Source organism: Leucobacter chromiisoli, assembly GCF_016522505.1.
GTDB lineage: Bacteria > Actinomycetota > Actinomycetes > Actinomycetales > Microbacteriaceae > Leucobacter > Leucobacter chromiisoli.
Genome location: NZ_JAEHOH010000003.1, coordinates 112,364 through 138,686 on the forward strand (window position 1 = coordinate 112,364; position 26,323 = coordinate 138,686).

The 26,323-nt window shown below is 71.8% G+C and carries 22 protein-coding genes; 10 read left to right on the forward strand and 12 right to left on the reverse strand.

What is annotated here, in order from left to right; all coding sequences use genetic code 11:
• The first annotated feature begins 14 nt into the window (after positions 1-14).
• Entirely contained in the window at positions 15-1,034 is a 1,020-nt protein-coding gene (add, locus tag JD276_RS03280) for an adenosine deaminase (protein ID WP_200113874.1), read from the forward strand.
• 114 nt (positions 1,035-1,148) lie between these two features.
• Here the strand turns inward: add and JD276_RS03285 are convergent, their stop codons facing one another.
• Both JD276_RS03285 and JD276_RS03290 read right to left on the reverse strand, forming a co-directional pair.
• A complete protein-coding gene (locus JD276_RS03285) occupies positions 1,149-1,796 on the reverse strand; it encodes an MBL fold metallo-hydrolase (protein ID WP_200113875.1) in 648 nt (215 codons plus the stop codon).
• Positions 1,793-2,878, reverse strand: a complete 1,086-nt coding sequence (locus JD276_RS03290; RefSeq protein ID WP_200113876.1) for an S-(hydroxymethyl)mycothiol dehydrogenase — start codon at positions 2,876-2,878, stop codon at positions 1,793-1,795. The genes JD276_RS03285 and JD276_RS03290 overlap by 4 nt, the downstream gene beginning before the upstream one ends.
• A 150-nt stretch (positions 2,879-3,028) precedes the next feature.
• Here JD276_RS03290 and JD276_RS03295 point away from each other — a divergent pair, with 150 nt between their 5' ends.
• Positions 3,029-3,421: an ankyrin repeat domain-containing protein gene (locus tag JD276_RS03295; RefSeq protein WP_200113877.1), complete on the forward strand. Its 393-nt coding sequence runs from the start codon at positions 3,029-3,031 to the stop codon at positions 3,419-3,421.
• Between the two features lie 160 nt (positions 3,422-3,581).
• Positions 3,582-4,799, forward strand: coding sequence for an acyl-CoA dehydrogenase family protein (locus tag JD276_RS03300; RefSeq protein ID WP_200113884.1), 1,218 nt, complete (start codon positions 3,582-3,584; stop codon positions 4,797-4,799).
• Here JD276_RS03300 and JD276_RS03305 read toward each other — a convergent pair.
• Genes JD276_RS03305 through JD276_RS03315 form a run of 3 tightly spaced genes read right to left on the reverse strand, consistent with a single transcriptional unit; the run spans position 4,796 to position 7,668 of the window.
• Positions 4,796-5,407: a type II toxin-antitoxin system PemK/MazF family toxin gene (locus JD276_RS03305; RefSeq protein WP_307866421.1), complete on the reverse strand. Its 612-nt coding sequence runs from the start codon at positions 5,405-5,407 to the stop codon at positions 4,796-4,798. The two genes, JD276_RS03300 and JD276_RS03305, sit on opposite strands and share 4 nt — an antisense overlap.
• Positions 5,404-6,468: a cell division protein ZapE gene (gene zapE, locus JD276_RS03310; RefSeq protein ID WP_200113887.1), complete on the reverse strand. Its 1,065-nt coding sequence runs from the start codon at positions 6,466-6,468 to the stop codon at positions 5,404-5,406. Before zapE ends, JD276_RS03305 begins: the two co-directional genes overlap by 4 nt.
• A gap of 21 nt (positions 6,469-6,489) precedes the next feature.
• Entirely contained in the window at positions 6,490-7,668 is a 1,179-nt protein-coding gene (locus tag JD276_RS03315) for an alpha/beta hydrolase family protein (RefSeq protein ID WP_200113889.1), read from the reverse strand.
• A gap of 85 nt (positions 7,669-7,753) precedes the next feature.
• Between JD276_RS03315 and JD276_RS03320 the strand changes: the two genes are divergently transcribed.
• From JD276_RS03320 to JD276_RS03335, 4 genes are all read left to right on the forward strand, one after another.
• The gene (locus tag JD276_RS03320) at positions 7,754-8,365 is read left to right on the forward strand and encodes a DUF3000 domain-containing protein (RefSeq protein ID WP_200113891.1); all 612 of its coding nucleotides are present in this window, start codon (positions 7,754-7,756) and stop codon (positions 8,363-8,365) included.
• 40 nt (positions 8,366-8,405) lie between these two features.
• Positions 8,406-9,557, forward strand: a complete 1,152-nt coding sequence (locus JD276_RS03325) for an HRDC domain-containing protein (protein WP_200114023.1) — start codon at positions 8,406-8,408, stop codon at positions 9,555-9,557.
• 112 nt (positions 9,558-9,669) lie between these two features.
• The gene (locus JD276_RS03330) at positions 9,670-10,875 is read left to right on the forward strand and encodes a thiolase family protein (protein ID WP_200113893.1); all 1,206 of its coding nucleotides are present in this window, start codon (positions 9,670-9,672) and stop codon (positions 10,873-10,875) included.
• Between the two features lie 7 nt (positions 10,876-10,882).
• The gene (locus tag JD276_RS03335; RefSeq protein WP_200113895.1) at positions 10,883-13,018 is read left to right on the forward strand and encodes a 3-hydroxyacyl-CoA dehydrogenase NAD-binding domain-containing protein; all 2,136 of its coding nucleotides are present in this window, start codon (positions 10,883-10,885) and stop codon (positions 13,016-13,018) included.
• A gap of 47 nt (positions 13,019-13,065) precedes the next feature.
• Here the strand turns inward: JD276_RS03335 and dxs are convergent, their stop codons facing one another.
• The 5 genes from dxs to dut form a co-directional block, all read right to left on the reverse strand.
• Positions 13,066-15,069, reverse strand: coding sequence for a 1-deoxy-D-xylulose-5-phosphate synthase (gene dxs, locus JD276_RS03340; RefSeq protein WP_200113897.1), 2,004 nt, complete (start codon positions 15,067-15,069; stop codon positions 13,066-13,068).
• 145 nt (positions 15,070-15,214) lie between these two features.
• Positions 15,215-17,884, reverse strand: coding sequence for an aconitate hydratase AcnA (acnA, locus tag JD276_RS03345; RefSeq protein WP_200113899.1), 2,670 nt, complete (start codon positions 17,882-17,884; stop codon positions 15,215-15,217).
• 72 nt (positions 17,885-17,956) lie between these two features.
• Positions 17,957-18,706: a DUF3159 domain-containing protein gene (locus JD276_RS03350; protein WP_307866422.1), complete on the reverse strand. Its 750-nt coding sequence runs from the start codon at positions 18,704-18,706 to the stop codon at positions 17,957-17,959.
• A complete protein-coding gene (locus JD276_RS03355) occupies positions 18,703-19,398 on the reverse strand; it encodes a DUF3710 domain-containing protein (RefSeq protein ID WP_200113901.1) in 696 nt (231 codons plus the stop codon). Before JD276_RS03355 ends, JD276_RS03350 begins: the two co-directional genes overlap by 4 nt.
• Positions 19,399-19,486: 88 nt before the next feature.
• The gene (gene dut, locus JD276_RS03360; RefSeq protein ID WP_200113907.1) at positions 19,487-19,936 is read right to left on the reverse strand and encodes a dUTP diphosphatase; all 450 of its coding nucleotides are present in this window, start codon (positions 19,934-19,936) and stop codon (positions 19,487-19,489) included.
• Between the two features lie 78 nt (positions 19,937-20,014).
• Here dut and JD276_RS03365 point away from each other — a divergent pair, with 78 nt between their 5' ends.
• Positions 20,015-20,488, forward strand: a complete 474-nt coding sequence (locus tag JD276_RS03365) for a DUF3093 domain-containing protein (protein ID WP_200113909.1) — start codon at positions 20,015-20,017, stop codon at positions 20,486-20,488.
• 147 nt (positions 20,489-20,635) lie between these two features.
• On the opposite strand, the gene JD276_RS03370 is transcribed toward JD276_RS03365, so the two are convergent.
• Positions 20,636-20,926, reverse strand: a complete 291-nt coding sequence (locus JD276_RS03370; RefSeq protein WP_200113911.1) for a DUF4193 domain-containing protein — start codon at positions 20,924-20,926, stop codon at positions 20,636-20,638.
• A 208-nt stretch (positions 20,927-21,134) separates the two neighbouring features.
• On the opposite strand from JD276_RS03370, the gene sepH reads away from it, so the two are divergent.
• Positions 21,135-22,310: a septation protein SepH gene (gene sepH, locus JD276_RS03375; protein ID WP_200113912.1), complete on the forward strand. Its 1,176-nt coding sequence runs from the start codon at positions 21,135-21,137 to the stop codon at positions 22,308-22,310.
• A gap of 94 nt (positions 22,311-22,404) precedes the next feature.
• On the opposite strand, the gene JD276_RS03380 is transcribed toward sepH, so the two are convergent.
• Positions 22,405-23,670, reverse strand: a complete 1,266-nt coding sequence (locus JD276_RS03380) for an alkaline phosphatase family protein (RefSeq protein ID WP_200113914.1) — start codon at positions 23,668-23,670, stop codon at positions 22,405-22,407.
• Positions 23,671-23,768: 98 nt separating this feature from the next.
• Here JD276_RS03380 and JD276_RS03385 point away from each other — a divergent pair, with 98 nt between their 5' ends.
• Positions 23,769-26,231 carry a DNA gyrase/topoisomerase IV subunit A gene (locus tag JD276_RS03385; RefSeq protein ID WP_307866423.1) on the forward strand — a complete coding sequence of 821 codons (2,463 nt, stop codon included), beginning with the start codon at positions 23,769-23,771 and terminating at the stop codon, positions 26,229-26,231.
• Positions 26,232-26,323 lie beyond the last annotated feature (92 nt).

A 26,323-nucleotide genomic window follows, 5' to 3' on the forward strand; every position in this document is an offset into this window, starting at 1 on the left:
GAAGGATCCGAACCATGACCGATATCCAGATCTCCCCGTTCGTCGCGGGCCTCCCCAAGGTCGAGCTGCACCTGCACATCGAGGGCACGCTCGAGCCCGAGCTCAAGTTCGAGCTCGCCAGACGGAACGGGATCGAGCTCGCCCACTCGACGGCGGAGGAGGTGCAGGCCTCGTACGCCTTCGACGACCTGCCCTCCTTCCTCACGGCCTACTACGACGGCATGAACGTGCTGCAGACCTCCGAGGACTTCACCGACCTCGCGATGGCCTACTTCCGCAGGGTCGCCGAGCAGAACGTGCGCCACGTCGAGATGTTCTTCGACCCGCAGGCGCACACCTCGCGCGGCGTCTCCTTCGACGCCGTGATCACCGGCCTGCGCCGCGCGCAGATCGAGGCGGAGCGTCAGTTCGGCATCACCTCCGCGCTCATCATGTGCTTCCTCCGGGACTTCCAGGCGGAGTACGCGATGGCGACGCTGCTGGAGTCGCTCCGCTACCGCGAGTGGATCCTCGGCGTCGGCCTCGACTCCGACGAGAACGGCAACCCGCCGGCGAAGTTCGCCGAGGTGTTCGCCCGCGCGAAGGCCGAGGGCTACCTGCTGACGATGCACTGCGACGTCGACATCCCCGGCTCCATCGAGCACATCCGCCAGGTGATCGAGGAGATCGGCGTCGCGAGGATCGATCACGGCACCAACATCGTCGAGAACCCCGAGCTGCTGAGCGTCATCGTCGAGCGCGGTATCGGCCTCACCTCGTGCCCGATCTCGAACACCTGGGTGTCCGACGGCTCCAAGGTCGAGCTGGTCAAGCGGCTCGCGGAGGCGGGCGTGAAGATCACACTGAACTCGGACGACCCCGCCTACTTCGGCGGCTACATCGCCGAGAACTTCCAGCGGGTGGCCGACGAGGGCGGCGTCGACGAGGCGTTCCTCGCCCAGCTGTCGCGGAACGCCGTCGACATCTCGTGGGCGCCGGCCGTGCTCAAGGCGCAGCTGCGCGCGGAGATCGACGACTACGCCGCTCGGGCCTGAGCCGCTCGCCCCGCACGCCCGCTCGGGTCGCGCCGGACCGCAGACGAAGGCGCCCGCAGCTCTCGAGCTGCGGGCGCCTTCGTCTGCGCCGGGTTCGCCGTCGCTCGGCCCGGGTCAGTGCCCGCGCGCGATCCACTCCTCGAGGTGCGGCGCCTCGTCGCCGATGGTCGTGGTGTCGCCGTGCCCGGTGTGCACCACCGTCTCCGGAGGCAGCGTCAGCAGCCGCTCGCGGATCGAGTCGATGATCGTCGGGAAGTCGCTGTAGGACCGCCCGGTCGCGCCGGGTCCGCCCTGGAAGAGCGTGTCCCCCGTGAACACCGCGCCCAGCGCGGGTGCGAAGAAGCTCGTCGATCCCGGGGAGTGCCCGGGGGTGTGGATCGCCGTCAGCTCGACACCGGCCACGGTGAACGTCGCGCCGTCCGAGAGCTCGAAGTCGGGCAGGGTCTCGTGGACCTGCTCCCAGAGCACGTGGTCCTCCGGGTTCAGGTAGAGATGCGAGTCGAGTCGGTTCGCGGTGTCGACGGCCGCGCGCACGTGATCGTCGTGCCCGTGCGTGAGCAGGATGCCGAGCACGTCGCGCTCGCCGACCGCCTCCGCGACGGCCTCGGCGTCATGCGCGGGATCGATGACGATGACCTCGGAGTCGTCGCCGACGATCCACACGTTGTTGTCGACCTCCCACGTGCCTCCGTCGAGCGAGAAGGTGCCGCTCGTCACGAGGTGCTCGATACGGGCGCCGGCGGCGCCGTCCGCGCCGCTCACAGCTCGACCACCGATCGCAGCACGGTGCCCTCGGACATCCGGTCGAAGGCGGCCTCCACGTCGCCCAGCCCGATCCGCTCCGTCACGAAGCCGTCGAGGTCGAGGCGCCCCAGCTTGTACTGGTCGATGAGCATCGAGAAGTCGCGGCTCGGCAGGCAGTCGCCGTACCAGGAGGACTTCAGCGATCCGCCGCGCCCGAACACGTCGAGCAGCGGCAGCTCGAGCTGCATCTCGGGGGTCGGCACGCCGACGAGCACCACGCGACCGGCGAGATCGCGCGCGTAGAACGCCTGCCGGTACGTCTCCGGGCGGCCGACGGCGTCGATCACCACGTCGGCGCCGAAGCCGCCCGTGAGAGCGCGGATCGCCTCCACGGCGTCCTCCGAGCGCGAGTTGACGGCGTGCGTCGCCCCGAAGCGCTTCGCCTGCTCGAGCTTCGCATCGTCGATGTCGACCGCGATGATCGTCGTGGCCCCCGCCAGCTGCGCGCCGGCGATCGCCGCGGTGCCCACGCCGCCGCATCCGATCACGGCCACCGACTCGCCGCGCCGCACCTCGCCCGTGTTGATCGCGGCCCCGATGCCGGCCATCACCCCGCAGCCGAGCAGGCCCACGGCCGCGGCGTCGGACTCCTCGTCGATCTTGGTGCACTGCCCCGCCGCGACGAGGGTCTTCTCGACGAAGGCCCCGATGCCGAGCGCAGCCGACAGCTCGGTGCCGTCCTCCAGCGTCATCTTCTGCGTGGCGTTGTGCGTCGCGAAGCAGTACTGCGGCTGACCCTTCGCGCAGGCCCGGCACTGGCCGCAGACGGCGCGCCAGTTCAGGATGACGCGATCCCCGACGGCCACCTCGGTGACGCCCTCGCCCACGGCCGCGACCCGGCCGGTGGCCTCGTGCCCGAGGAGGAAGGGGAACTCGTCCGTGATGCCGCCCTGCTTGTAGTGGAGATCGGTGTGGCAGACCCCGCTCGTGATGATGTCGACGACCGCCTCGCCGGGCCCCGGATCCGGCACGACGATCGTCTCGATCGTGGCGGGCGCGTCCTTCTCGCGGACGACGACACCCTGAACTCGATAGGCCATGTGGGTTCCTTTCTCGATGGATCCGCGCATCGGCCGAGCACGCCTCGAGCCGCTCCTGTCGCGCTGTCTCCAGGCTACCGAGAACGCCCCTCCGCCGCATTCCGGCCGCGGCGCGGCGATGGCCGCCGCGACGCGTGGTTGACTGGTGGCATGGACGAGCAGTCGAACGAGCACTCCCCCGATCCCGTCGTCGAGTTCGCGCACCGGCTCTTCGACGGCGCTCGCGCGGGCGACACCGGCTTCGTGGTCGGGGCGGTGGAGCAGGGCGCGCCCGTCGACCTCGCGGACGCGAGCGGCAACACGCTGCTCATGCTGGCCGCCTATCACGGCAACGCGGAGCTGGTGGCGGCCCTGGCCCGGCTGGGGGCCGACGTGAACCGGTCGAACGACCGCGGGCAGACTCCGCTCGCGGGAGCCGTGTTCAAGCGGCACGCACCCGTGATGCTGGCCCTGCTGCGCGCCGGAGCCGATCCCGACGCCGGCGCGCCCTCGGCCCGGGCCGCGGCGCAGATGTTCGGCGTGGAGCTGCCGCGGGCGGAGTAGCGGCCCCGTCCCACGGCCCGCCCGGATCCTCGTCTGGAGGAAGGCTCACCTCGGGATGCCTCCGGCCCCGATCGGCTGCAGCATCCTCTACGAAGACGTGGCGCCCGCCCGGCGCGTGCGCGACAATGAGCACTCCGAATGACTGGTGGGAGGAATCGCGATGACGTCAGCGCACCTGAGGCTCGGGACGGCCGAACCGGAGTACGAGCTGTGGGAGCCCCTCGACCCCGATGTGGCCGGCGTCTTCCGAGACGTCCCGGCCGCCGACCGCGCCTACCGCGATCGGGCCAGGGCCTTCGTGCAGGACGAGCTGCGGCCGGTGATCGACGGCTTCTGGGACCGCGCCGAGTACCCGCTGCACCTCGCGCGCCGGCTGGGCGAGCTCGACCTGCTGCGCGACGGCATCGACGTGCCGGGCTTCCCCGAGCAGAGCCTCACCGCCGCGAGCCTCGTGACGATGGAGCTGAGCCGCGGCGACGGCTCGATCGGCACCATCGTCGGAGTCCAGGGCGGGCTTGCGCTCCGCTCGATCGCCCTCTGCGGCTCGCCCGAGCAGCGGGATCGCTGGTTGGAGCCGCTCGCCAGCGGCGCCGAGCTCGGTGCGTTCGCGCTCACCGAGCCGACGCACGGCTCGGACTCGGTGAGCCTCGAGACCCGGGCACGGGCGGTCGACGGCGGCTACCTGATCGACGGGCACAAGAAGTGGATCGGCAGCGGAGGCGTGGGCCAGGTCTCCGTCGTGTGGGCGCGCGGGGACGACGGGCAGGTGCAGGGCTTCCTCGTGCCGCAGGACGCCCCCGGCTATCGGGCGCGGACGATCGAGGGCAAGGTGTCGCTGCGGGCGATCTGGCAGGCCAGCATCGAGCTCGACGGCGTCTTCGTGCCCGAGGCGGCGCGGATGCCCGGCGCCAGCACCTTCGCGGACACCGCCCGCGTGCTGCAGGCGACGCGGCTCGGGGTCGCGTGGTCCGCCCTCGGCCACGCCACGGCGGTCTACGAGACGTCGGTCCACTACGCGCGGCAGCGCGTCCAGTTCGGCCGCCCGCTCGCCGCCTCGCCGATCGTGCAGAACCGCCTCGCGGAGATGCTGAGCGATCTGACGGGCCTGCAGTCGCTGCTCATGCAGCTCACCCGGGCCGAGGAGCGCGGCGAGCTGAGCGGGCCCGGGGCCTCCCTCGGCAAGTACACGGCCACGCGTACCGCGCGCCGCATGGCCGCGAACGCCCGCGATCTGCTCGGCGGCAACGGGATCCTGCTCGAGAACCGGGTGGCCCGCCACTTCGCCGACATCGAGGCGCTGCACACCTACGAGGGCACCGAGACGGTGCAGGCCCTCATCATCGGCCGCGACATCACCGGCCTCTCGGCCTTCGCCTAGCCCCGCATCCCGTGCCTGCCCGCGATCGCGCGGGCGGCGGAGACGAAGCGATCCCGATCGATCTCGTGCCCCTCCCGGCGCATCCCCGCGTGCGAGATGCGCAGCACGCGCTCCGGCGAGAGGAAGCTCTCGCGGCCCTGGGAGTCCCAGCCGCCCGTGCCGACGCTCACGAAACCCTCTCGGTGCTTCGTGCTGAGGTAGCACCCGGCGACGGTCTCCGCGTCGATCCGGGCGACGATGAGCACGGGGCGATCCTTCCCCCGGCCGTCGTTCTCGACGTAGGGCACCCACGTCCAGACGACCTCGCCGGGGTCGGGATCGCCGTCGGGGTGCGGCGCGTAGTCGAACCGCAGCCGCCGGATCCCGGCGGCGGTGAGATCCCGCGTGGCGTCGGCGCCGAGGCGGCCCGGCGAGGTCCGTTCGTCGGCGGAGCCGCGCAGATAGGGTCTCGGCGCCGAGGGGGCCGTCCCCGTTCCGCGCCTCCGCGAGCGGGATCCCGAGCCGGCGCCCGCGCCGAGCAGGCCCGCCAGCGAGCGGCCCAGAGCTCTGATGAGCTCGCCGCCCGCCCCGGACGCGGGGCGGCGGCCGCCGGATCCGCCCCGCGTCACGCCGGGCTCTCGCCCGCGGTCAGCGCGTTCAGCCGGGACATGCAGCGCAGGTACTTCTTGCGGTACCCGCCGTCGAGCATGCCGCCGCCGAAGATCGTCGTGAGCGGGGCGCCCGTGGCCCGGATGGGGATCTGCGCGTCGTACACCCGGTCGATGAAGGCGACGAAGCGCAGCGCGGCCGACTGGTCGGTGAGCTCGAACACGTCGCGCAGCCCGATCGTCTGCACCCCGTCCAGAATGCCCACGTAGCTCGACGGGTGCACCGTCGAGAGGTGCGCGACGAGGTCGCCGAAGTCGTCGTCGGTCATGCGCTCCCCCGCCGCCGCGACGTCGGCCAGGGCGAAGCGGTAGGCGTCATCGGAGAGCGTCACCGCCTCCCCCGCGAGATCGCGCTGCCGGTAGTCGGATCCGTCGATGCGGATCGTGACGAAGCGATCGGCCATCGCCTGGATCTCCCGCATGAAGTCGGCGGCGGCGAACCGGCCCTCTCCGAGGGCGTTCGGCGGGGTGTTCGAGGTCGCGACGATGCGCGAGCCCGTCTTCGTGAGATCGCCGATGAGGCGGGTCATCAGCATCGTGTCGCCCGGATCGTCGAGCTCGAACTCGTCGATGCAGATCAGTCGCGCGCCCTGCAGCACGCTCACCGCTCCGGAGTAGCCGAGCGCTCCGACGAGCGCCGTGTACTGGATGAAGGTGCCGAAGTACTTGCGGCCCGCCGTCGCGTGCCAGGTCGCCGCGAGCAGGTGCGTCTTGCCGACGCCGAAGCCGCCGTCGAGATAGACGCCGGGCCTCGTCGGAGCGTCGGGGCGCGGCTCGGCGGTCTTCTTACGGCCAAAGCCGAAGAAACCGCCGCGGGAGGCCGGGGGCTCGGGCTCGGCGAACGCCCGGAGCGTATCCCGCGCCTCGGCCTGCGAGGGGTGCTGGGGATCCGGCCGGTAGGAGTCGAACGTGGCGTGGTCGAACTGCGGCGGCGGCACGAGTGTGGCGACGAGCTCGGCGCCCGAGATATCGGGTCGGCGATCGACCAGGCGGGGCGAGCTGTGGAGTGGGTCCGTTGACATCCCCGCCAGCTTACCGCGAGCTCACGCGCCCTGGCGGGGCAGCGCGCGCACGAAGGTCTCGGTGGCGTCCTCCCAGCCCTCCGGGTCGACGTTCCAGAGTCTCACGTGCTCACCCTGCCTCTGCAGCCGGAGCTGCACGAAACGGGGGCGCGCCGCTGCGAAGCGCACCGCGCCCTCCGGAGGCACGAACGTGTCGCCCTCGCTCGCGTGCACCAGCACCGGCACCCGGAGATCCCGGGCGAACCGCTCCGCGCTCAGGCGCTCGAAGTCGAGGCCCCCCGGCTCGCCAGCCCGCACCACGCCGCGGCCGAGCATCTCGACGCCCGCTCTCGCGACCGGGCGCGGCACCCGCGAGAGGGTCGCCTGGTGGCGCAGCAGCGGCTCCCAGTCGAGCGCCGGGGAGTCGAGGACGAGACCGTCGACGAGGCGCCGATGCTCCCCGTGCGCCGCGCTGAGCAGGCAGGCGGTTCCTCCCATCGACCAGCCGAAGAGGGTCACGCGCGTGGCGCCCCGCCGCTCGGCCTCCGCGATCGCGGCGTCGACGTCGCGGCTCTCGGCGAGTCCGAGGCCGTACCGGCCGTGGGTGCCGCGCGGGGCCCCAGGGTCGTTGCGGTAGGAGATCACGAGGCTCGTCACTCCCGCGCGGGCGAACGGCGCCACCCCGCGGATGGCCTCCTCGGGAAGCGCCCCGCGGCCGTGCACGTGCACCGCCCAGCGGCCCTTCTTCGCGCGCCGCGGGTGCACCAGCCACGCCTCGGCCTCCCCGCCCTCCACGGGGAAGGCCACCCGCTCGACGCGGTACCCGAGCTCGGAGGGATCGACGTACCACCAGCCGGTGATCCGTCCTCGCACGCCCTCCCGGAGGGTGCCGCGGTCGACGCCGACGACCTCGCGCGCGACGCTGCCGCCGCGGCGGGCGAGCACCGGTCCCAGGCGGGCGTGCCCCGCGCCGTCGTCGAAGATGAAGGAGTACCGGCCCGGCAGATCGCCGTCGGGACCGCTCAGCCAGGCGCGGATGCGCCCGCCGGCGCGATCGATCTCGTGGATCGTCGCGCGGGACTCCGGTCGTGCGGCCGGCGTGACGACCCGGCGGGCCACGGCGATCCCGAGCCCCCCGACGACGATCGCCCCGAGGGCGGCGCATCCCGCTGCGACGCCCGTCCAGAGCCCGAAGCTGCGAGCAGCTGATCGTGTCGACATGTTCCTCCTCAACCTCTCCCGGATCGGTGGTTCCCGGCGTGGCATCCGCGCCGGGCTCACAGCAAACCCTACAGTTCCCTGTGTGATGGCAAGGATCTCCGGCGAACCGAGGGCGTTCCGAGAAGCCGCCGAGCAGCTGCGCGGCGCTCGGTTCCGCAGCGAACTCCATGTGCGCGAGATCGCCGCTCCCGAGCGGATCGCGCCGCACTCCGTCGCCTTCGCCGCCGGGGTGAGCGGCGGTCGCGGCGACGACGCCGAGGGTGACTCCCCCTACGGCGCCGGCCGGCTCGTGCTGCTGTTCGATCCCGACTCCGCCGAGGAGTGGGGCGGCCCGTTCCGCATTGTCTGCTACGCGCAGGCCCCGCTCGAGGTCGAGATCGGCATCGATCCGTTCATCGCCGACGTCGCGTGGTCGTGGCTGATCGACGCCCTCGAGTCGCGGGGGGCTCGCTACAGCTACGCCTCGGGCACCGCCACGAAGACGCTCTCGTCGGGCTTCGGCACGCTGGAGTCCCAGGGCGAGGGGGCGCAGCTGGAGGTGCGGGCGTCGTGGACGCCCGAGGGGCCGGGGTTCGCGGCGCACGCCGAGGCCTGGTCCGAGCTCCTCTGCCTGCTCGCCGGGCTGCCGCACCAGGAGGGCGTCGACTCGCTGGGAGCTCGCCGCGCGAGGCAGCGGGCCGAGAAGGCCGGAGCCTGACGAGGTGGTCGAGCAGTCCGAACTGAACGCCGCCTGGTCGATGGTCGTCGACGGCCCGGGCGTCGAGCGCGCCGCCGAGCAACTCGCGTCGGGCACCGGCCCCGCGGGCGTGGACGCTGAACGCGCCTCCGGCTTCCGCTACGGCTCCGAGGCCTACCTCGTGCAGGTGCATCGCCGCGGATCCGGCACCTTCCTCTTCGATCCGATCGGGATCGACAGCTTCGCGCCGCTGGCCGAGGCGCTCGCTGGCGAGGAGTGGATCCTGCACGCCGCGAGCCAGGACATCCCGTGCCTCGACGACCTCGGCCTGCACCCCCCGCAGCTCTTCGACACGGAGCTGGCGGCGCGTCTGCTGGGCTTCGAGCGGGTGGGGCTCGGCGCCATCGTGGAGCAGATGCTCGGGATCCACCTGCGGAAGGCGCACTCGGCGGCCGACTGGTCCACCCGGCCGCTGCCCGAGCCGTGGCTCGAGTACGCGGCGCTGGACGTGGCGCTGCTCCCCGAACTCCGCGACGCGATCGCGCGCGAGCTCGACGCCCAGGACAAGGCGGAGTTCGCGAGGCAGGAGTTCGAGGCCGTCCGCACGCGGCCGGCGAAGCCTCGGCAGGAGGAGCGCTGGCGCGGGCTGTCGGGCGGGCACAAGCTGCGCTCGGCCAGAGAGCTCGCGCTGGCGCGGGAGCTCTGGCTCGCCCGCGACGAGCTGGCCCGCATGAAGGACGTCTCCCCCGGGCGGCTGATCCCCGATGCCTCGATCGTCGCCGCCGCGACGGCGAATCCGCGATCGCCCGGCGATCTCGCCCGTCTGCAGACCTTCAAGGGCCGCGCCAGCCGCTCCGAGCTCGACCGCTGGTGGCGGGCGATCCTGCGCGGCAAGACCACGGAGGATCTGCCCGGGCCGCGACCGCGCGTGCCGGGGGCCATGCCGCACCATCGCGGCTGGCCGCAGCGGCATCCCGAGGCCGCAGCCCGCCTCGCCGCCGCCCGGACGGCCCTCGAGGCCGAGGCCGAGCGCCGCAGGATCCCGCTCGAGAATCTCCTCACCCCGGAGCTCCTGCGCCGGCTCGCGTGGCAGCCGCCGGTGCCCGCCACCTCCGAGGCCGTGTCCGAGCGCCTCCGGGAGCTGGGCGCGCGCGAGTGGCAGACTGCACTCACCGCACCAATCATCGCCCGGGCTTTTGTAGAGGTCGCATAACGTCGACTCCGCGCGGCCCCGCGCTCCCTGCGGTTCCGCACGCCGCGCTCGAAAGCGGCGCCGCAGTTCTTAGGATGGTGGCAGACCAGAACCCACATCCGATGGAGGCACAGTGGCCGCAATGAGAGACGTCGTGTTCGTGGACGGGGTCCGCACCCCGTTCGGACGGGCCGGTGAAAAGGGAATGTACTGGGGAACGCGAGCCGACGATCTCGCGGTGAAGGCGCTCCAGGGGCTGATCGAGCGGAACCCCGACCTGCCGCTCGACCGGATCGATGACGTGGGGATCGCCGCCACGACGCAGCAGGGCGACCAGGGGCTCACCCTCGGCCGCACGGTCTCGATCCTGGCGGGCATCCCGCTGACCGTGCCGGGATTCGCCCTCGACCGCATGTGCGCGGGCGCCATGACCGTGGCCTCGTTCATGGGAGCCGCCATCGGGGCCGGCCAGTACGACGTCGCCATCGCCGGCGGCGTCGAGCACATGGGCCGCCACCCCATCGGCTTCGACGCCGATCCCAACCCCCGCTTCGTCGCCGAGAAGATGGTCAGCGCCGACGCGCTCAACATGGGCGTCACGGCCGAACGGCTGCACGACCGCTTCCCGCAGCTGACCAAGGAGCGCGCGGACCGCTTCGGCATGCTGAGCCAGCAGAAGGTGCAGGCGGCCTACGACCGGGGCGACATCCAGGCCGACCTCGTGCCGGTGGCGTTCCGCACACCGGAGGGCTGGGGGCTCGCGACCGAGGACGAGGGCCGTCGCCCCGAGACGACGATGGAGGGGCTCGCCGGTCTCAAGACCCCGTTCCGACCGCACGGGCGCGTGACCGCCGGGACCTCGTCGCCCCTCACCGACGGGGCCACCGTCTCGCTGCTCGCGGGCGCGGACACCGCGAAGGAGCTCGGGCTCACGGCGAAGATGCGGCTCGTGGGCTTCGGGTTCGCCGGCGTGCAGCCCGAGGTCATGGGCCTCGGCCCCGTGCCCTCGACCGAGAAGGCCCTGCGCCGGGCCGGCCTGACCATCGACGACATCGGGCTCTTCGAGCTCAACGAGGCGTTCGCGGTGCAGGTGCTCTCCTTCACCGACCACTTCGGGATCTCCGACGACGACCCGCGGGTCAACCCCTGGGGCGGCGCCATCGCGTTCGGGCACCCGCTGGCCGCGTCCGGCGTGCGGCTCATGATCCAGCTGGCGAGGCAGTTCGAGCAGCGGCCGGACGTCCGCTACGGCCTCACCGCGATGTGCGTGGGCCTCGGTCAGGGCGGTTCCATGATCTGGGAGAACCCGCACTTCGACGGCAAGAGGAAGAGGAAGTAACGCGACCATGACCGACTACAGCAGCATCGACTTCTCCCCGCTGATCGAGGCCTCGGCCGACGAGGTGGTCACGGAGGCCTTCGTCCGCGACGTCGCGCTCCCCTCGGGCGGGGCGCTCGCGCTCATCACCCTCGACAACGGCCGAGATCATACGCGCCCGAACACCCTCGGCCCCCGCACCCTCGAGGGGTTCGGCCGCGTGCTCGACGCGCAGGCCGCTCGCGCGGCCGCCGGCGAGATCCGCGCGGTCGCCGTCACCGGGAAGCCGTTCATCTTCGCGGCGGGGGCCGACCTCTCGAAGGTGTCGAGCCTCGCCACCGAGCAGAACGCCCGCCTCATGGCGCAGTACGGCCACCACATCCTCGGCAAGCTCGGCGACCTGGGCGTCCCCTCGTTCGCCTTCGTCAACGGGCTCGCCCTCGGCGGCGCCGTCGAGATCGCGCTGAACTGCGACTATCGCACGGTCGACTCCTCGGCCGCCGCGATCGCATTCCCCGAGGTGTTCCTCGGCATCATCCCCGGCTGGGGCGGCGCGACCATCGTGCCGAACCTCATCGGCATCGAGAAGGCCATCGAGATCGTCATCTCGAACCCGCTGAAGAACAACCGCATGCTGAAGCCGAAGCAGGCGCACGAGCTGGGCCTCTTCGACGCGATCTTCGGCTCGGCCAGCTTCCTCGAGCGCTCGATCGCGTGGGCCGACGGGGTGCTGAGCGGCGGCGTCGACGTCGACCGGCCGCACCTCCCCGGCAAGCTGGAGCGGCTCACGAAGTGGCCGGCGGCGATCAAGATCGCCCGCGAGACCCTGAAGGCGCGGATCGGCACCGCCGCGCAGGCGCCCTACGTCGCGCTCGACCTGCTCGCCGCCGCGAAGGACAACGACCGGGTGCGCGGCTTCGAGCGCGAGGACGAGGCCCTCGCCCAGCTCATCTCCGGCGATCAGTTCCGGGCCTCCATCTACGCCTTCGACCTCGTGCAGAAGCGTGCCAAGCGTCCGGCGGGCGCACCCGACCGGGAGCTCGCGAAGCCGGTCAAGAAGGTCGGCATCATCGGTGCGGGTCTCATGGCCAGCCAGTTCGCGCTGCTCTTCGCACGCAAGCTCCGCGTCCCCGTCCTCATCACCGACCTGGATCAGAGCCGCGTCGACAAGGGCCTCGAGCACATCTCGGGGGAGATCGACCAGATGCAGGAGAAGGGCCGGCTGACGGCCGACGACGCGAATCAGGTGCGCGCGCTCGTGCGCGGCACGACGGACACGGGCGAGTACGCCGATTGCGACTGGGTCATCGAGGCGGTCTTCGAGGAGCTCGGCGTGAAGCAGCAGGTGTTCGCCGAGATCGAGCCGATCATTCCCGAGACGGCCGTGATCGCGACGAACACCTCCTCGCTCTCGGTCGAGGAGATCGGCGCGCGGCTGACCCGCCCCGAGCGCCTCGTGGGCTTCCACTTCTTCAACCCCGTCGCGGTCATGCCGCTCGTCGAGGTCGTGAGGACGCCGGGCACCGACGACGCCACCCTGGCGACGGCGATGGCCGTCGCGAAGCAGCTCGGGAAGAGCGCCGTCATCACGGCGGATCGCCCCGGCTTCGTCGTCAACCGCCTGCTCGCCAAGGTCATGGGCGAGGCGGCCAGGGCGCTCGACGAGGGCACCCCGATGCCCGTCGTGGAGCGCGCGCTCGCCCCCATCGGTCTGCCGATGGGCCCCTTCGAGCTCATCGACCTCGTCGGCTGGAAGGTGGCCGCGCACGTGCAGGACACGATGGCCGGCGCGTTCCCGGACAGGTTCTACGCGTCGCCCAACCTGCACGCCCTCGCCGATCTCGATGAGCCGCTCGTCAAGAGCAAGCACGGCAAGGTCGAGGATCTCTCGAGGGCCGCGAAGAAGCAGCTGAAGCTCGGCTCGAACGCCGTCTCGGAGGAGGAGATCCTGCGCCGCGTGGAGGACGAGCTGGCCCGCGAGATCCGGATCATGCTCGACGAGGGCGTGGTCTCGGCGCCCGAGGACATCGACCTCTGCCTCATCCTGGGCGCCGGCTGGCCCTTCCAGGCGGGCGGGGCGACGCCGTACCTCGACCGGGTCGGTGCGAGCGAGCGCGCCGCGGGCGGCGACTTCCACACGCCGAGGGTCGCGGCGACCCGCTGACCCGCCCGCGCGGCGGCCGCACCCCGGGGGGGGGGCCCGGGCGGCGACTACTCCGGGCGGGCCACCGGGATCCGGGTGCCCCGAACCTGCTCGGCCACGTTGGAGGCGATCTGCTCGGCGGTCAGCCCGGCGTCGGCCAGCAGCTCACCGCGGGAGGCGTGCTCCGGGAACTCGTCGGGGGTGCCGAGCTCGCTCACCGCCGTGTCGACCCCGGCGTCGCGGAGCGCCTGGCGGATGCGCGTGCCCACACCGCCGACCCGGATGCCGTCCTCGATGCTGATGAGCAGCCGGTGGTCGCCGGCGAAGTCGATGACCGACTCCCGCACGGGCACCACCCATCGCGGATCCACGACCGTCGAGGTGATGCCCTGCTCGGCCAGGATCGCGGCCGCCTCGAGCGCCACCCTCGCCATGGGCCCGACCGTGACGAAGAGCACGTCGCGCATCGGGGCGCCCTCCGCAGCGTCGGCCTCCGCGCCCGCTCCCGCGGCGCGCGCCTCCGCGATGCTCTCGGCGAGAGTGAGGGTGCCCGTGGCGGTGGAGACCGAGGCGTCCTCGTGCAGCACGTCCGCGCCGTCCGCCGTCCGCCGCAGAGCGGGCACGGGAGCGCCCACGGATCCCTTCGGGTAGCGGACGACGGTCGGCCCGTCCTCGACCGCCACCGCCTCCCCCAGCAGCTCGCGCAGCGTCGCCTCGTCGCGGGGCGCCGCGATGCGGATGCCCGGCACCACCTGCAGCGTCGCCAGATCCCACACGCCGTTGTGGCTCGGGCCGTCGGTGCCCGTGATGCCCGCGCGGTCGAGCACGAACGTCACGCCGGCGCGGTGCAGCGCCACGTCCATGAGCAGCTGGTCGAACGCGCGGTTCATGAAGGTGGCGTAGAGCGCGACGACCGGGTGCAGGCCGCCGTACGAGAGGCCGGCCGCCGACGTGACGGCGTGCTGCTCGGCGATGCCCACGTCGTAGACCCGCCCGGGGAATACCTCGGCGAAGGCGTCGAGACCGGTCGGCGCGAGCATCGCGGCGGTGATGCCGACGATGCGCTCGTCCTCGCGGGCGAGCTCGACGATGCGCTCCCGGAACACCCCCGTCCAGCTGCGCCCCGACGCGGCCTCGAGCGGCTCGCCGCTGCCGGGGTCGATCTGCCCGATGGCGTGGAACTGGTCGGCCTCGTCGTTCTCGGCCGGCGCGTAGCCCCGGCCCTTCTCCGTGATCACGTGCACCAGCGTCGGCCGGCCGTAGTCCTTCGCCTGGCGCAGCGCCTCCTCGACGGCCTCGAGGTCGTGCCCGTCGATCGGGCCGAGGTACTTGATGTCGAGGTTCGAATAGAGATCCTGGTTGCCCGAGGCCCGGCTCGCGATGCCCCGCATCGCGCCGCGCGCTGCCTGGTAGACCGTGCGGCCGGGTGCGCCGAACGCCGAGAACAGCTTCTCGCTGCCCTCCTGCAGGTCGCGATAGGTGTCCTTGGTGCGCACCGTGTTCAGGAACCGCGCCATGCCGCCGATGGTGGGCGCGTAGGACCTGCCGTTGTCGTTGACGACGATCACGAGGTTGCGGGAGTTGTCGTCGGTGATGTTGTTGAGCGCCTCCCACGTCATGCCGCCCGTCAGCGCGCCGTCCCCGACGACCGCGACGACGTGGCGATCCTGCTGCCCGGTGCGGGCGAACGCACGGGAGATGCCGTCCGCCCAGCTGAGCGAGCTCGAGGCGTGCGAGCTCTCGACGATGTCGTGCTCCGACTCCGAGCGCTGCGGGTAGCCGGCGAGACCGCCCCGCGTGCGCAGCCCCGAGAAGTCCTTGCGGCCGGTGAGCAGCTTGTGCACGTAGCTCTGGTGCCCCGTGTCGAAGACGATCGGGTCGTGGGGAGACTCGAACACCCGGTGCAGGGCGATCGTGAGCTCGACGACGCCGAGGTTCGGGCCCAGGTGACCGCCCGTCTTCGAGACCGCGGAGATGAGGAACTCGCGGATCTCGGCTGCGAGCACGCGGCACTCCTCGGCCGAGAGGCCGTCGAGGTCCCGAGGGTGCTCGATTCGCTCGAGGATCGTCACCAGTTGCCTCCGATTTCTCCCGGGGGATGCTCCCCCGAGGCACCGCTTCATCCTACCGCTGCCCTCGTACGCGGGCGAAAAGCGAAGCGGGGGTCGCGGCCTCCGCCGCAACCCCCGCCGCCGGTTCACGCTGCCCGGCTGCGCCCTAGACGAGCGACCGCAGCACGTACTGCAGGATGCCGCCGTTGCGGTAGTAGTCGGCCTCGCCCGGCGTGTCGATGCGCACGACCGCGTCGAAGGCGACCTCGGTGCCGTCCTCCTTCGTGGCGGTGACCGCGACGGTCTTCGGCGTGACGCCCTCGTTCAGCTGGTCGATGCCCGAGATCTCGAACACCTCCGTGCCGTCGAGGCCCAGCGAGTCGGCGCTCTCGCCGACCGGGAACTGGAGCGGCAGCACGCCCATGCCGATGAGGTTCGAGCGGTGGATGCGCTCGAAGCTCTCGGCGATGACGGCCCTGACGCCCAGCAGACGCGTGCCCTTCGCCGCCCAGTCGCGCGAGGACCCCGAGCCGTACTCCTTGCCGCCGAGCACCACGAGCGGAATGCCCGCGGCCTGGTAGTTCTGCGAGGCGTCGTAGATGTAGCTCTGCGGGCCGCCGTCCTGCGTGAAGTCGCGGGTGAAACCGCCCTCGACGCCGTCGAGCAGCTGGTTGCGGAGGCGGATGTTCGCGAAGGTGCCGCGGATCATGACCTCGTGGTTGCCTCGGCGCGAGCCGTAGGTGTTGAAGTCGCGCGGTGCGATGCCGTTGGCCACGAGGTACTGACCGGCCGGGGTCTCCGCCTTGAAGCTGCCCGCGGGGCTGATGTGGTCGGTCGTGACCGAGTCGCCCAGCTTGGCGAGCACGCGCGCGCCGGAGATGTTCTCGACGGGCGCCGGGGTGAGCTTCATGCCGTCGAAGTAGGGGGCCTTGCGCACGTAGGTCGACTTCTCGTCCCACTCGAAGATGTTGCCCGCCGGGGTGGGCAGCGACTTCCAGCGCTCGTCGCCGTCGAACACGCCCGCGTACTTCGAGGTGAACATGTCGGCGTCGATCGACGCGTCGGCGATCTGCTGCACCTCGACCGGATCGGGCCAGATGTCCCGCAGGAAGACGTCGTTGCCGTCGCGATCCTGACCGAGCGGTTCGCTGTCGAAGTCGAAGTCCATCGAGCCGGCGAGGGAGTAGGCCACCACGAGCGGCGGGCTCGCCAGGTAGTTCATCTTGATGTCGGGGTTGATGCGGCCCTCGAAGTTGCGGTTGCCCGAGAGCACCGCGGTCACCGCCAGGTCGTTCTCGTTGACCGCCTGCGAGATCTCCTCGTTGAGCGGCCCCGAGTTGCCGATGCAGGTCATGCATCCGTAGCCGACGAGGAAGAAGCCGAGATCCTCGAGATCGGAGCGCAGCCCCGACTTCTCGTAGTAGTCGGTGACGACCTTGGAGCCGGGGGCCAGCGTGGTCTTGACCCAGGGCTTCGCCTTGAGGCCGACCCGGTTGGCGTTGCGCGCGAGCACGCCCGCGGCGAGCATCACCGAGGGGTTCGAGGTGTTGGTGCACGAGGTGATCGAGGCGAGGGTGACCGCGCCGTGATCCAGCTCGAACTCGTTGCCCGCCCCATCCTTGACCTTCGCGGGGTTCGACGCCTGCGCGTAGTTCTTGAGGTCGAGCTCGAACTGCGACTTCGCGCTCGACAGCTCGATGCGATCCTGCGGTCGCTTCGGGCCGGCGATCGAGGAGACGACGGTGCCGAGGTCGAGCTCGAGGTACTCGCTGAACTCGGGCTCGCGCGAGGGATCGTGCCACATGCCCTGCGCCTGGGTGTACGCCTTGACGAGCTCGATCTGCTCCTCGGGGCGGCCCGTGAGCCGCATGTAGTCGAGCGTCACGTCGTCGACCGGGAACATGGCGGCGGTGGAGCCGAACTCCGGGCTCATGTTGCCGATCGTCGCGCGGTTGGCGAGCGGCACGGATCCGACGCCCTCGCCGTAGAACTCGACGAACTTGCCCACCACGCCGTGCTTGCGCAGCATCTGGGTGATGGTGAGCACGACGTCGGTCGCGGTGACGCCGGCCGGGATCTGACCCGAGAGCTTGAAGCCGACGACGCGCGGGATGAGCATCGAGATGGGCTGGCCGAGCATCGCCGCCTCGGCCTCGATGCCGCCGACGCCCCAGCCGAGCACGCCGAGGCCGTTCTCCATCGTCGTGTGCGAGTCGGTGCCGACGCAGGTGTCGGGGTACGCGAGCACCTTGCCGTCCACCTCGCGCGTGAAGGTCACCCGCGCCAGGTACTCGATGTTCACCTGGTGCACGATGCCGGTGCCCGGGGGCACGACCTTGAAGTCGTCGAAGGCGCCCTGGCCCCAGCGGAGGAACTGGTAGCGCTCGCCGTTGCGCTGGTACTCGATCTCGACGTTCTTCGCCGCAGCGCCGGGGGTTCCGTAGACATCGGAGATGACGGAGTGGTCGATCACGAGCTCTGCGGGGGCGAGCGGGTTGATCTTGTCGGGATCGCCGCCGAGCGAGGTCACGGCCTCGCGCATCGTGGCGAGGTCGACGATGCAGGGGACGCCGGTGAAGTCCTGCATGATCACGCGCGCGGGCGTGAACTGGATCTCGGTGTCGGGTTCGGCCGCGGGGTCCCAGCCCCCCAGCGCCTCGATGTGCTCACGGGTGACGTTCGCGCCGTCCTCGGTGCGCAGCAGGTTCTCCAGCAGCACCTTCAGGCTGTACGGCAGGCGCTCGTGGCCCGGCACCTGATCGATCCGGTAGATCTCGTATTCCTTCTCGCCGACGGCGAGGGTGCTCAGGGCACCGAAGCTGTTGACCGCTCCCATGAGGCTCCTCCAAAAGTGTCTCGATGTCAAGATAATTCTACACCCTCGGAGGAGGGGCGAAGCCTACAAAGCTCAGGCGTTTCGCTTCAATTCGCTATCCGATTCATCAGACGAAGTGGCGAACCGGCTGAGCAGCAGCCAGGTGAACAGCACCACGAGGGCGAAGAGCGGCACCCCCATGACGAGACGCGCCAGGCCGAGCGCCTCCGTCCGGTCGGCGAGGTACAGCGGTAGCTGCACCGCGAGCCGGGCGGCGAACATCCCGAGCCACAGCAGCGTGGTCCAGGTCGCGACGCGGCGCAGCACGCGGTCGCCGCGCCATGCGCGCAGATCGCCGCGGAGGGCGCCGAGGGCGACCCCGAGCAGCGGCCACCCCGCGAGCAGCGAGATGAGCAGGGCGGCCGACCACGCACCGTTGATCCAGAAGCCGGGGAGGAAGTAGTCTCTCCCGCTCCCCGTCAGCAGCGTGGCCGCGACGCACACGGCGACCCCCAGCGCGCCGGAGAATGCCGACGCCGCCGGCTGCCGCAGCGCCAGGCGCAGCACCACCGCGAGCACCGCGAGCACCGCCGGCGCGATGACCGACACGGAGGGATCCTGCGTGAACACGTAGACGACGAGGAAGAGCAGCCCGGGCAGCAGCGACTCGGCGACGCCTCGCCACCCGCCGATGGCCGCGAGCACGCCCCGCGCCGAGACGTCCTCACCGCTGAGTCCCGCGCGCACCGTCCGCCCGAGGGCTCCCCCGATCGGCAGCGGGGATCCCGCCTCCCCGGCCGCCGGCTCCCGAGCGCCGTCGCGCTCCGACTCGGAGTCGCTCACGCCTCCTGAACCCCGCCCTGCACCTGGCCCTGGACCGGACCCTGCGCCTGGCCGGATTGCTGCACGCCGGCCGGCACCTGCAGCGGGAGGAGCTCGCTCGGCGGCATCGGCTGATCGCCGCGCACCACGACCAGCTCGCGGAACAGCTCGATCACCCGCGCACGGGTCTCCTCCTCGACGGCCGCCCGGCCCATCACGACGCCGCGCAGCATCCAGCGCGGGCCGTCGACGCCGATGAAGCGGACGACGCGGGTGCCCCCGCCCTGCTCGGCGGGCGCCGCGGAGCGCACCACGAGCTCGGGCCCGAGCGGACCCGCCTCCTCCGCGACCTCCGCACCCTGGGCCGAGGTCTGCGCCGCGATGTCGCTGCGCACCTGGTTCCAGAGGCCGGTGCTCTTCGGCGCCGAGAACGCCTGCACCTGCATCAGCGACTCGGCGTAGTTCAGGGACACCGCCACCACGCGCTTCGCCTTCTCGTCGACGTCGAGGCGCAGCTGCAGCCCTTCGCGGGGGGCGACCTTGATGCCCCCGAGATCCACGTAGGGGCGCATGCCGGGCACCTCGCTCACGTCGAAGGGACCCGCCGTCGCGCGGTCCTCCGGGGCGGACTTCGACTCGTCCACCTCCTGCGCGTCCTGCGCGTCCTCGTCGCGGAGCTCGATCTCGTCCGCGCCCTGGGTCTCGTCGCTCATGCTGATTCTCCATTCGCTGGCCGCCCCGTCGGGGCGAAGTTCGTGTTCCCCGGCGGGTCCCTCTGGCCCGCCGTCCGTGCTCGTGGCGCTAGGGCCGCGCTCCGTCCCGCACACCCGTCGACCCGAAGCCGCCCGTCCCGCGCACGCTGTCCGGCAGCTCGTCGACGCCGACGAACACCGCCCGGGAGACCGGGGCGAAGATCACCTGCGCGATCCGGTCGCCGGCCTCCACCCGGAAGGTCGCGCTGCGATCCGTATTGAGCAGCGTCACCTTGACCTCGCCGCGATAGCCGGCGTCGACGGTGCCCGGGGAGTTGAGCACCGTGATCCCGTGCTTCGCGGCGAGACCGCTGCGCGGCACCACGAACGCCGCGTAGCCCTCGGGCAGCGCGAACGAGACGCCCGTTCCCACGAGCGCCCGCTCTCCCGGCCCGATCGACAGCGACTCGGCGGCGCGCAGATCGGCCCCCGCGTCGCCGGGATGCGCGTAGCTCGGCATGTTCTCCGCCCGAATGGGCACCTCAACCACATCAGTCACCCCGACAGGGTATCGGATCAGGATCGGCGGGCCGTCGCCCGCGACGCATTCCCAGAAGAGGGACGGGATAATGAGGGCATGAACAACGCCTCCACCGCTCCGGGCGATCGCCCGGTGACGCGCTATCGCGAACGCCTGTGGCCCGGAGCGGGACTCTTCATCGCCCTGCTCCTCGTCGTCCCCGCGGTCGCGCTCGTGCTCACCCCCATCGACGGCGACATCGCCGTGCCGGTCGCCATCGCGGTCTACGTGATCGTGGCCGCGACGCTGCTGCTGCTCAGCCCGAGCGTCGAGGTGGAGGCGGGGACGCTCTCGGCGGCCCGCGCCCGCATCCCCGTGTCGCTCCTCGGCGAGCCGGAGCTGCTCGACGCGGACGCTCTGCGGAGGGCGCTGGGCCCGGGAATCGACGCGCGCAGCTACCTCGTCGTGAGGGGCTGGATCCATCGGGGCGTCAGGATCCCGAATCTCGATCCCCGGGATCCCGCGCCCTACTGGATCATCACCTCGCGGCGGCCGCAGGAGCTGGCCTCCGCGATCCGGAGCGCGCGGTAGGGACGCCCGTGGGCTGCCGCCGTGTGCGGCACCGCAGGCGGTCGAGAACGCTGCGCGTTGTCGACTAGCCTGCCGCCCCTCGCTGCGCTCCGTGGGCTGCCGCCGTGTGCGGCACCGCAGGCGGTCGAAAACGCTGCGCGTTGTCGACTAGCCTGCGCACTCCCGGCAGATGGGGCCGAGGTCGGTCTCGTGGTCCACCTGGGACCGGTGGCGCACGAGGAAGCAGCTGACGCAGGTGAACTCGTCGTCCTGCTGCGGCAGCACGACGACGTCGAGCTCGACGTCGGAGAGGTCGGATCCGCCCAGGTCGAAACTCGGGTTGTCGGCGTCTTCCGAGTCGATCGCGGAAGTGCCCTTCGCGGGCACGCGCTCCTTCAGAGCCTCGATCGAATCGGTCTCTTCCTCGGACTTGCGCGGGGCGTCGTAGTCGGTGGCCATTCTCTCCTGCATTCCCGTGCCGGTGCTGGCACTTCAACCTTCGAGCGGCCATAGTCTGCCGCACGATGCCCGTCATGCGCAAACCGCATCCCGCAAGATCGCTGTGAGCGTATTCCGCGCGACCCCTTTTTCGAACCTCGCCGCGTCAATCCGCGCTCGACGGGGGTTGCTGTGCCACTCTGGATCGCGACTACCGGGAGGAAGTGCGATGGATGAACTGCGTTTGGTTCGGCGAGAGGATCGATCACTCGTCGTCGCAACCGAGTCCGGCGAGGAGTTCCGCCTGATCGTCGACGACTCCGTGCTCAGCGAGCTGCGCCACCTCAGTCGGAGGGGTCGCGAGACCTCGAAGATCCGTCCGCGCGAGATCCAGGCGCTCATCCGCAGCGGGAAGAGCCGCTCCGAGGTCGCGGAGCTGACGGGCATCGACGAGGTCGACATCGAGCGCTACGAGGAGCCCGTGCTCGCCGAGCGCAGGTACATCCTGGAGCGCGCCCACGCCGTGCCGGTGCGCACGGGCAACGGGGATCCGCAGGAGGAGCAGTTCGGGGCCGTCATCGCGGAGCGCCTCATCGGCCTCAGCGCCGAGCGCTCCGACTGGTCGTCCTGGCGCGACGAGGAGGCCGGCTGGATGATCGGCCTGGATTTCGTCTCGCACGACATCGAGCACCGCGCGGTGTGGTCCTTCGAGCACCGCAAGGGCGTGCTCTCCCCCGTCAACCCCGACGCCGTCACACTCTCGAAGCAGGGCGAGGTGGGCGATCGCCTGATCCCCAAGCTGCGGGCGGTGGACGCCGCGGCCCGTGCCGAGGGCGCCGCACCCGACGACTCCTCGGAGACCGCGGAGCACGACGGGAGCGATCCCGGTGGTGCCGAGGAGGCCCCCATCGAGGAGCATCCCGCCGAGCCCGATCGCGTCGCCGAGTATGCACGGCGCCGCGAGATCGACCAGCGCGCGATCAGCACGACGCCGTCCTCCGCCGACCTCGGGCAGACCGCCGATCTGCTCGACGCCCTCCGGAGGCGACGAGGCGAACGGGAGCAGGAGCTCGACCGCGAGCAGGGCGGTTCGGCCCCCGACTCCGGGTCGCACGGGTCCGAGACGGCCGCTCCCTCCGGGTCGGCCGATGCGACGCGCGCGGGAGAGGACGCCACCAGCGTGCCGCTCCCCACGCTCGGACGGCGCGCCCTCGGCGAGGCGGACCGGGCGCCCGCCGACGGAGCCGAGCGGGAGGATCCGACCCGCCGACGGGATCCGGGTGCCTCCCAGGACGCCTCGAGCGCGGGCAAGGCTCAGCCGGAGGCCGGGCGCAGGCGCCGCGCCTCGATCCCGAGCTGGGACGACATCCTCTTCGGCACCCGCAGCGAGGACGACCCCGCCTGAGCGCCGGAACGCGGCGCGACGGCGTCCCGCGGCCGGGTCCCTGTCCGGAGGGCGCCGCGCGATCCGCCGTCGTGCCGATCCGTCCCGCCGCCCGTCAGGGGGCCGGCAGCGCTCCCGGAACCCGCGTGCGAGCGATGGACGCGACCGCCGAGGCGAATCCCGTGCCCGCGAGCGCCCCGGCGAGCAGCAGCGGGATCCCGCGCTCCTCCGAGGTGAAGCCCCCGTGCTGGCCGACCATGTCGAGCGACTTCGGGTCGTCCGAACCGACGTAGTAGGCCACCTGCCTGCGCGCCGCGACGAGCACCTCGCCGAGCCGCGGCGCCACCTCCGGGTGCACGGGCCCGAACCAGCCCGAGGCGATGGCGTCCTCGCGCGTGCCGACCCAGGCCCGCGCACCCTCGGCCTCTTCCCAGGCCGCGGCCACGGCCCGCGCATCCGTGCCGGGCCGCAGGTACAGGGAGCGCAGCCTCGGCTCGCCGCCGATCTCCGCGACCCTGTCCAGCAGTTCCGGTCGAGCGTCCATCATGATCTGCTGAGTGGCCCCGACGTCCACGATGCCGTGGTCGGCCGTCACCACGACGCCGACGTCGCCGGGCAGGCCTCGCAGGAAGCCCTCGAGCGCCGCGTCCAGCTGCTCGAGCCGTCGCAGCCAGGTCTCGCTCTCCCACCCGTGCTCGTGCGCGGCCCGGTCGAGCTCGTCCACGTAGAGATACGCGAAGACCGGATCCGGACCCCGCAGGATCCGGGAGGCGTCGGCGAAGCGATCCTCGATCCGCTGCCCTCCGACGTACTCGGCGCCGCGGAGGATCGCCTCGGTCAGCCCCCCGCTCGCGTGGGCGGGCCGGCCGAAGGCCACGGCGCGCGCGCCCGCGCGCTCCGCCAGCGCGAACAGCGGCTCGGCGCGCTGCCACTCCCGCGGCCGCCTGATGCCGCCCCAGTCCTTCAGCGTCGTGACGAGCCCGAGCTCGGGGTGCATGATCCGGTACCCGATGAGGCCGTGCTCGCCCGGCAGCCGGCCGGTCGTGAGCGTCGTCAGCGCCGCACCGGTCGTCGACGGCGCCACCGTCTCGATCCGCTTCTGGGGCAGCGAGCTCAGCGTCCGGGCATGACCGGCCCTCGCCTTCAGGTTGGCCTGGCCCAGACCGTCGGCCACGACCACCACGAACGAGCGCAGCCCGGGGAGCGCGGCGGGAGCGCCGGCGGATGGCGCGGCCCCGGCGGATACGGCCCCGGCGGATGAGGCGAAGGCGAGATCGAGCAGCTCGTCGGGATCCGAGCCGAGTCCCCGGGCGACGGCGGCGAGCCCGCTTGGCAGAATCGCGGCCAGCCTCGCGCCGTTGTCGGTGGGCGTGGGTAGCATGAACACCATCGTATCCGCGCGGCGCCCCGCGCCCCACGCCCGTGGTGGCGGGCCGGCGCCGCGCTTCTCGGAACACCGAAAGGCACGTGACAGACGTCGTGACCGAAGCGCACAGCGACACGCCCGCGAACGAGCTCGTCCATCCCGGCGAGCGGATCGAGGACATCGACATCTCCCAGGAGATGGAGGGGTCCTTCCTCGAGTACGCCTACTCAGTCATCTACTCCCGGGCCCTCCCCGACGCCCGCGACGGCCTGAAGCCGGTGCAGCGCCGCATCCTCTTCATGATGACCGAGATGGGCCTGCGGCCCGAGAAGGGGCACGTGAAGTCGGCGCGCGTCGTCGGCGAGGTGATGGGCAAGCTGCACCCCCACGGCGACGCCTCGATCTACGACGCCCTCGTGCGCCTCGCGCAGCCGTTCGCCATGCGCTTGCCGCTCGTCGACGGCCACGGCAACTTCGGCTCGCTGGACGACGGCCCGGCGGCATCGCGCTACACCGAGGCCCGCCTGGCGGGAGCCGCGCTCGGCATGACCGCGTCGCTCGACGAGGACGTCGTCGACTTCGTGCCCAACTACGACAACCAGATCATGCAGCCCGACGTGCTGCCCACCGCGGTGCCGAATCTGCTCGTGAACGGGGCGAGCGGCATCGCCGTCGGCATGGCGACCAACCTCGCGCCGCACAATCTCGTCGAGGTCGTCGAGGGCGCGAAGCACCTGCTGCACCATCCCGACGCGAGCGCCGACGAGCTCATGGAGTTCATCCCCGGGCCGGACCTGCCGGGCGGTGGCATCATCGTGGGTCTCGACGGAGTGAAGGACGCCTACCGCACCGGCCGAGGCGCATTCCGGACGAGGGCGAAGGTCGCGGTCGAGCAGCTCACGGCCCGCCGCACGGGCCTCATCGTGACCGAGCTCCCCTATCTCGTCGGCCCCGAGCGCGTCATCGAGAAGATCAAGCAGGGCGTCGAGAACAAGAAGCTCTCGGGCATCGGCGACGTCGCCGATCTCACCGACCGCAAGAACGGCCTGCGTCTCGTCATCACCCTCAAGACCGGCTTCTCCCCCGAGGCGGTGCTCGAGCAGCTCTACCGCTACACACCCCTCGAGGACTCGTTCAGCATCAACTCGGTGGCGCTCGTCGACGGACAGCCGCAGACCCTGGGGCTTCCCGACATGCTGCGCGTCTTCCTCGACCACCGTCTCTCGGTCGTGCGCCGACGCTCCGAGTTCCGACTGCGGAAGCGCCGCGAGCGCCTGCACCTCGTCGAGGGGCTGCTCATCGCGATCCTCGACATCGACGAGGTCATCCAGCTCATCCGCACGAGCGACGACGCGGAGACCGCGCGCACCCGTCTCATGCAGGTCTTCGACCTCTCCGAACCGCAGGCGGAGTACATCCTGGAGCTGCGACTGCGTCGCCTCACGAAGTTCTCCCGCGTCGAGCTCGAGGCCGAGCGCGACCAGCTGCGCAGCGAGATCGAGGAGCTGCTCGAGATCCTCGGCAACGAGGATCGGCTGAGGGCCGTCGTCTCCGGGGAGCTGGACGACGCTGCCGAGGCCTACGGCACGCCGCGGCGCACCCTGCTCACCGGCGCCGTCGCGCGACCCGCGCGAGCCGCCAAGGGGGCGGAGGCCCTGCAGGTCGCGGACACGCCGTGCACGGTGCTGCTCTCGGCGACGGGTCGGGCGCTGCGCCTCGACCGCGACCCTGAGGCGCCCGCCTCGGCCCGCGGGGCCGGCCGGGCGACGAAGCACGGTGCCGTCGTCTCGAGCGTCGACGGCACGGTGCGGGGCGAGCTCGGCGCCGTGCTCTCCGACGGCACGCTGCATCGCTTCACCCCGGTCGACCTGCCGCTCGTGCCCGCGGCGAGCATCGCGTTCTCGGCGGGCGTGCCGCTCACCGCCTACCTGGGCATCACCGACAGGAAGACCCGCGTCGTCGGGCTCGTGCAGCTCGACACCGAGACGCCCGTCGGCCTCTTCACGGAGCAGGGCGTCGTGAAGCGGGTTGTGCTCCGCGATCTGCCGGCGAAGCCCGAGTTCGAGGTGGTCGGTCTGAGGCCCGGCGATCGGCTCATCGGCGCCTTTCCCGCCCCCGACGGATCGGAGTTCGCCGTCGTCACGAGCGACGCTCAGCTGCTGCGCTTCCCGGCCTCGTCGGTCCGGCCCCAGGGTCGCCCCGCGAGCGGCATGTCCGGCATCCGCCTCGGCGCGGAGGCGAGGGTGGTCTTCGCAGGCGCCGTCCCGGACGGGGCCGAGGCCCGCGTCGTCACGATCGCCGACAGCTCCCTCACCCTGCCGGGCACCGACGTCGCCACGGCGAAGGTCTCCGACTGGGCCGATTTCCCGGCGAAGGGCCGGGGCACCGGCGGCGTGCGGGCCCAGCGGTTCCTGAAGTGGGAGGATCAGCTCGCCTGCGCCTGGGTGGGCAGCGGCGAGCCGAGAGCGCTGAATGCGGAGGGGTCCGCGCTGAAGCTCCCCGTCGAGCTCGGCAAACGCGACGGGTCGGGCACCCCGCTCGACGGCGCCGCGGCCTTCGTCGGCCGCGCCCCGTAGGGGCTGACTTCTCCCGTCCCGCCCAGCCTCCGCCTTCCCCTCCCCGCCCCGCCCGCCGCGGTCCGTCCCGCTCGTGCTCGAATCGGGGACGC

Coding starts and splice junctions, on each gene's coding strand:
- add (WP_200113874.1), top strand. CDS start 15: ATGACCGATATCCAGATCTCCCCGTTCGTCGCGGGCCTCCCCAAGGTC.
- JD276_RS03290 (WP_200113876.1), bottom strand. CDS start 2,878: ATGGCCTATCGAGTTCAGGGTGTCGTCGTCCGCGAGAAGGACGCGCCC.
- JD276_RS03295 (WP_200113877.1), top strand. CDS start 3,029: ATGGACGAGCAGTCGAACGAGCACTCCCCCGATCCCGTCGTCGAGTTC.
- JD276_RS03300 (WP_200113884.1), top strand. CDS start 3,582: ATGACGTCAGCGCACCTGAGGCTCGGGACGGCCGAACCGGAGTACGAG.
- zapE (WP_200113887.1), bottom strand. CDS start 6,468: ATGTCAACGGACCCACTCCACAGCTCGCCCCGCCTGGTCGATCGCCGA.
- JD276_RS03315 (WP_200113889.1), bottom strand. CDS start 7,668: ATGTCGACACGATCAGCTGCTCGCAGCTTCGGGCTCTGGACGGGCGTC.
- JD276_RS03320 (WP_200113891.1), top strand. CDS start 7,754: ATGGCAAGGATCTCCGGCGAACCGAGGGCGTTCCGAGAAGCCGCCGAG.
- JD276_RS03325 (WP_200114023.1), top strand. CDS start 8,406: ATGGTCGTCGACGGCCCGGGCGTCGAGCGCGCCGCCGAGCAACTCGCG.
- JD276_RS03335 (WP_200113895.1), top strand. CDS start 10,883: ATGACCGACTACAGCAGCATCGACTTCTCCCCGCTGATCGAGGCCTCG.
- acnA (WP_200113899.1), bottom strand. CDS start 17,884: ATGGGAGCGGTCAACAGCTTCGGTGCCCTGAGCACCCTCGCCGTCGGC.
- JD276_RS03355 (WP_200113901.1), bottom strand. CDS start 19,398: ATGAGCGACGAGACCCAGGGCGCGGACGAGATCGAGCTCCGCGACGAG.
- JD276_RS03365 (WP_200113909.1), top strand. CDS start 20,015: ATGAACAACGCCTCCACCGCTCCGGGCGATCGCCCGGTGACGCGCTAT.
- JD276_RS03370 (WP_200113911.1), bottom strand. CDS start 20,926: ATGGCCACCGACTACGACGCCCCGCGCAAGTCCGAGGAAGAGACCGAT.
- sepH (WP_200113912.1), top strand. CDS start 21,135: ATGGATGAACTGCGTTTGGTTCGGCGAGAGGATCGATCACTCGTCGTC.
- JD276_RS03380 (WP_200113914.1), bottom strand. CDS start 23,670: ATGCTACCCACGCCCACCGACAACGGCGCGAGGCTGGCCGCGATTCTG.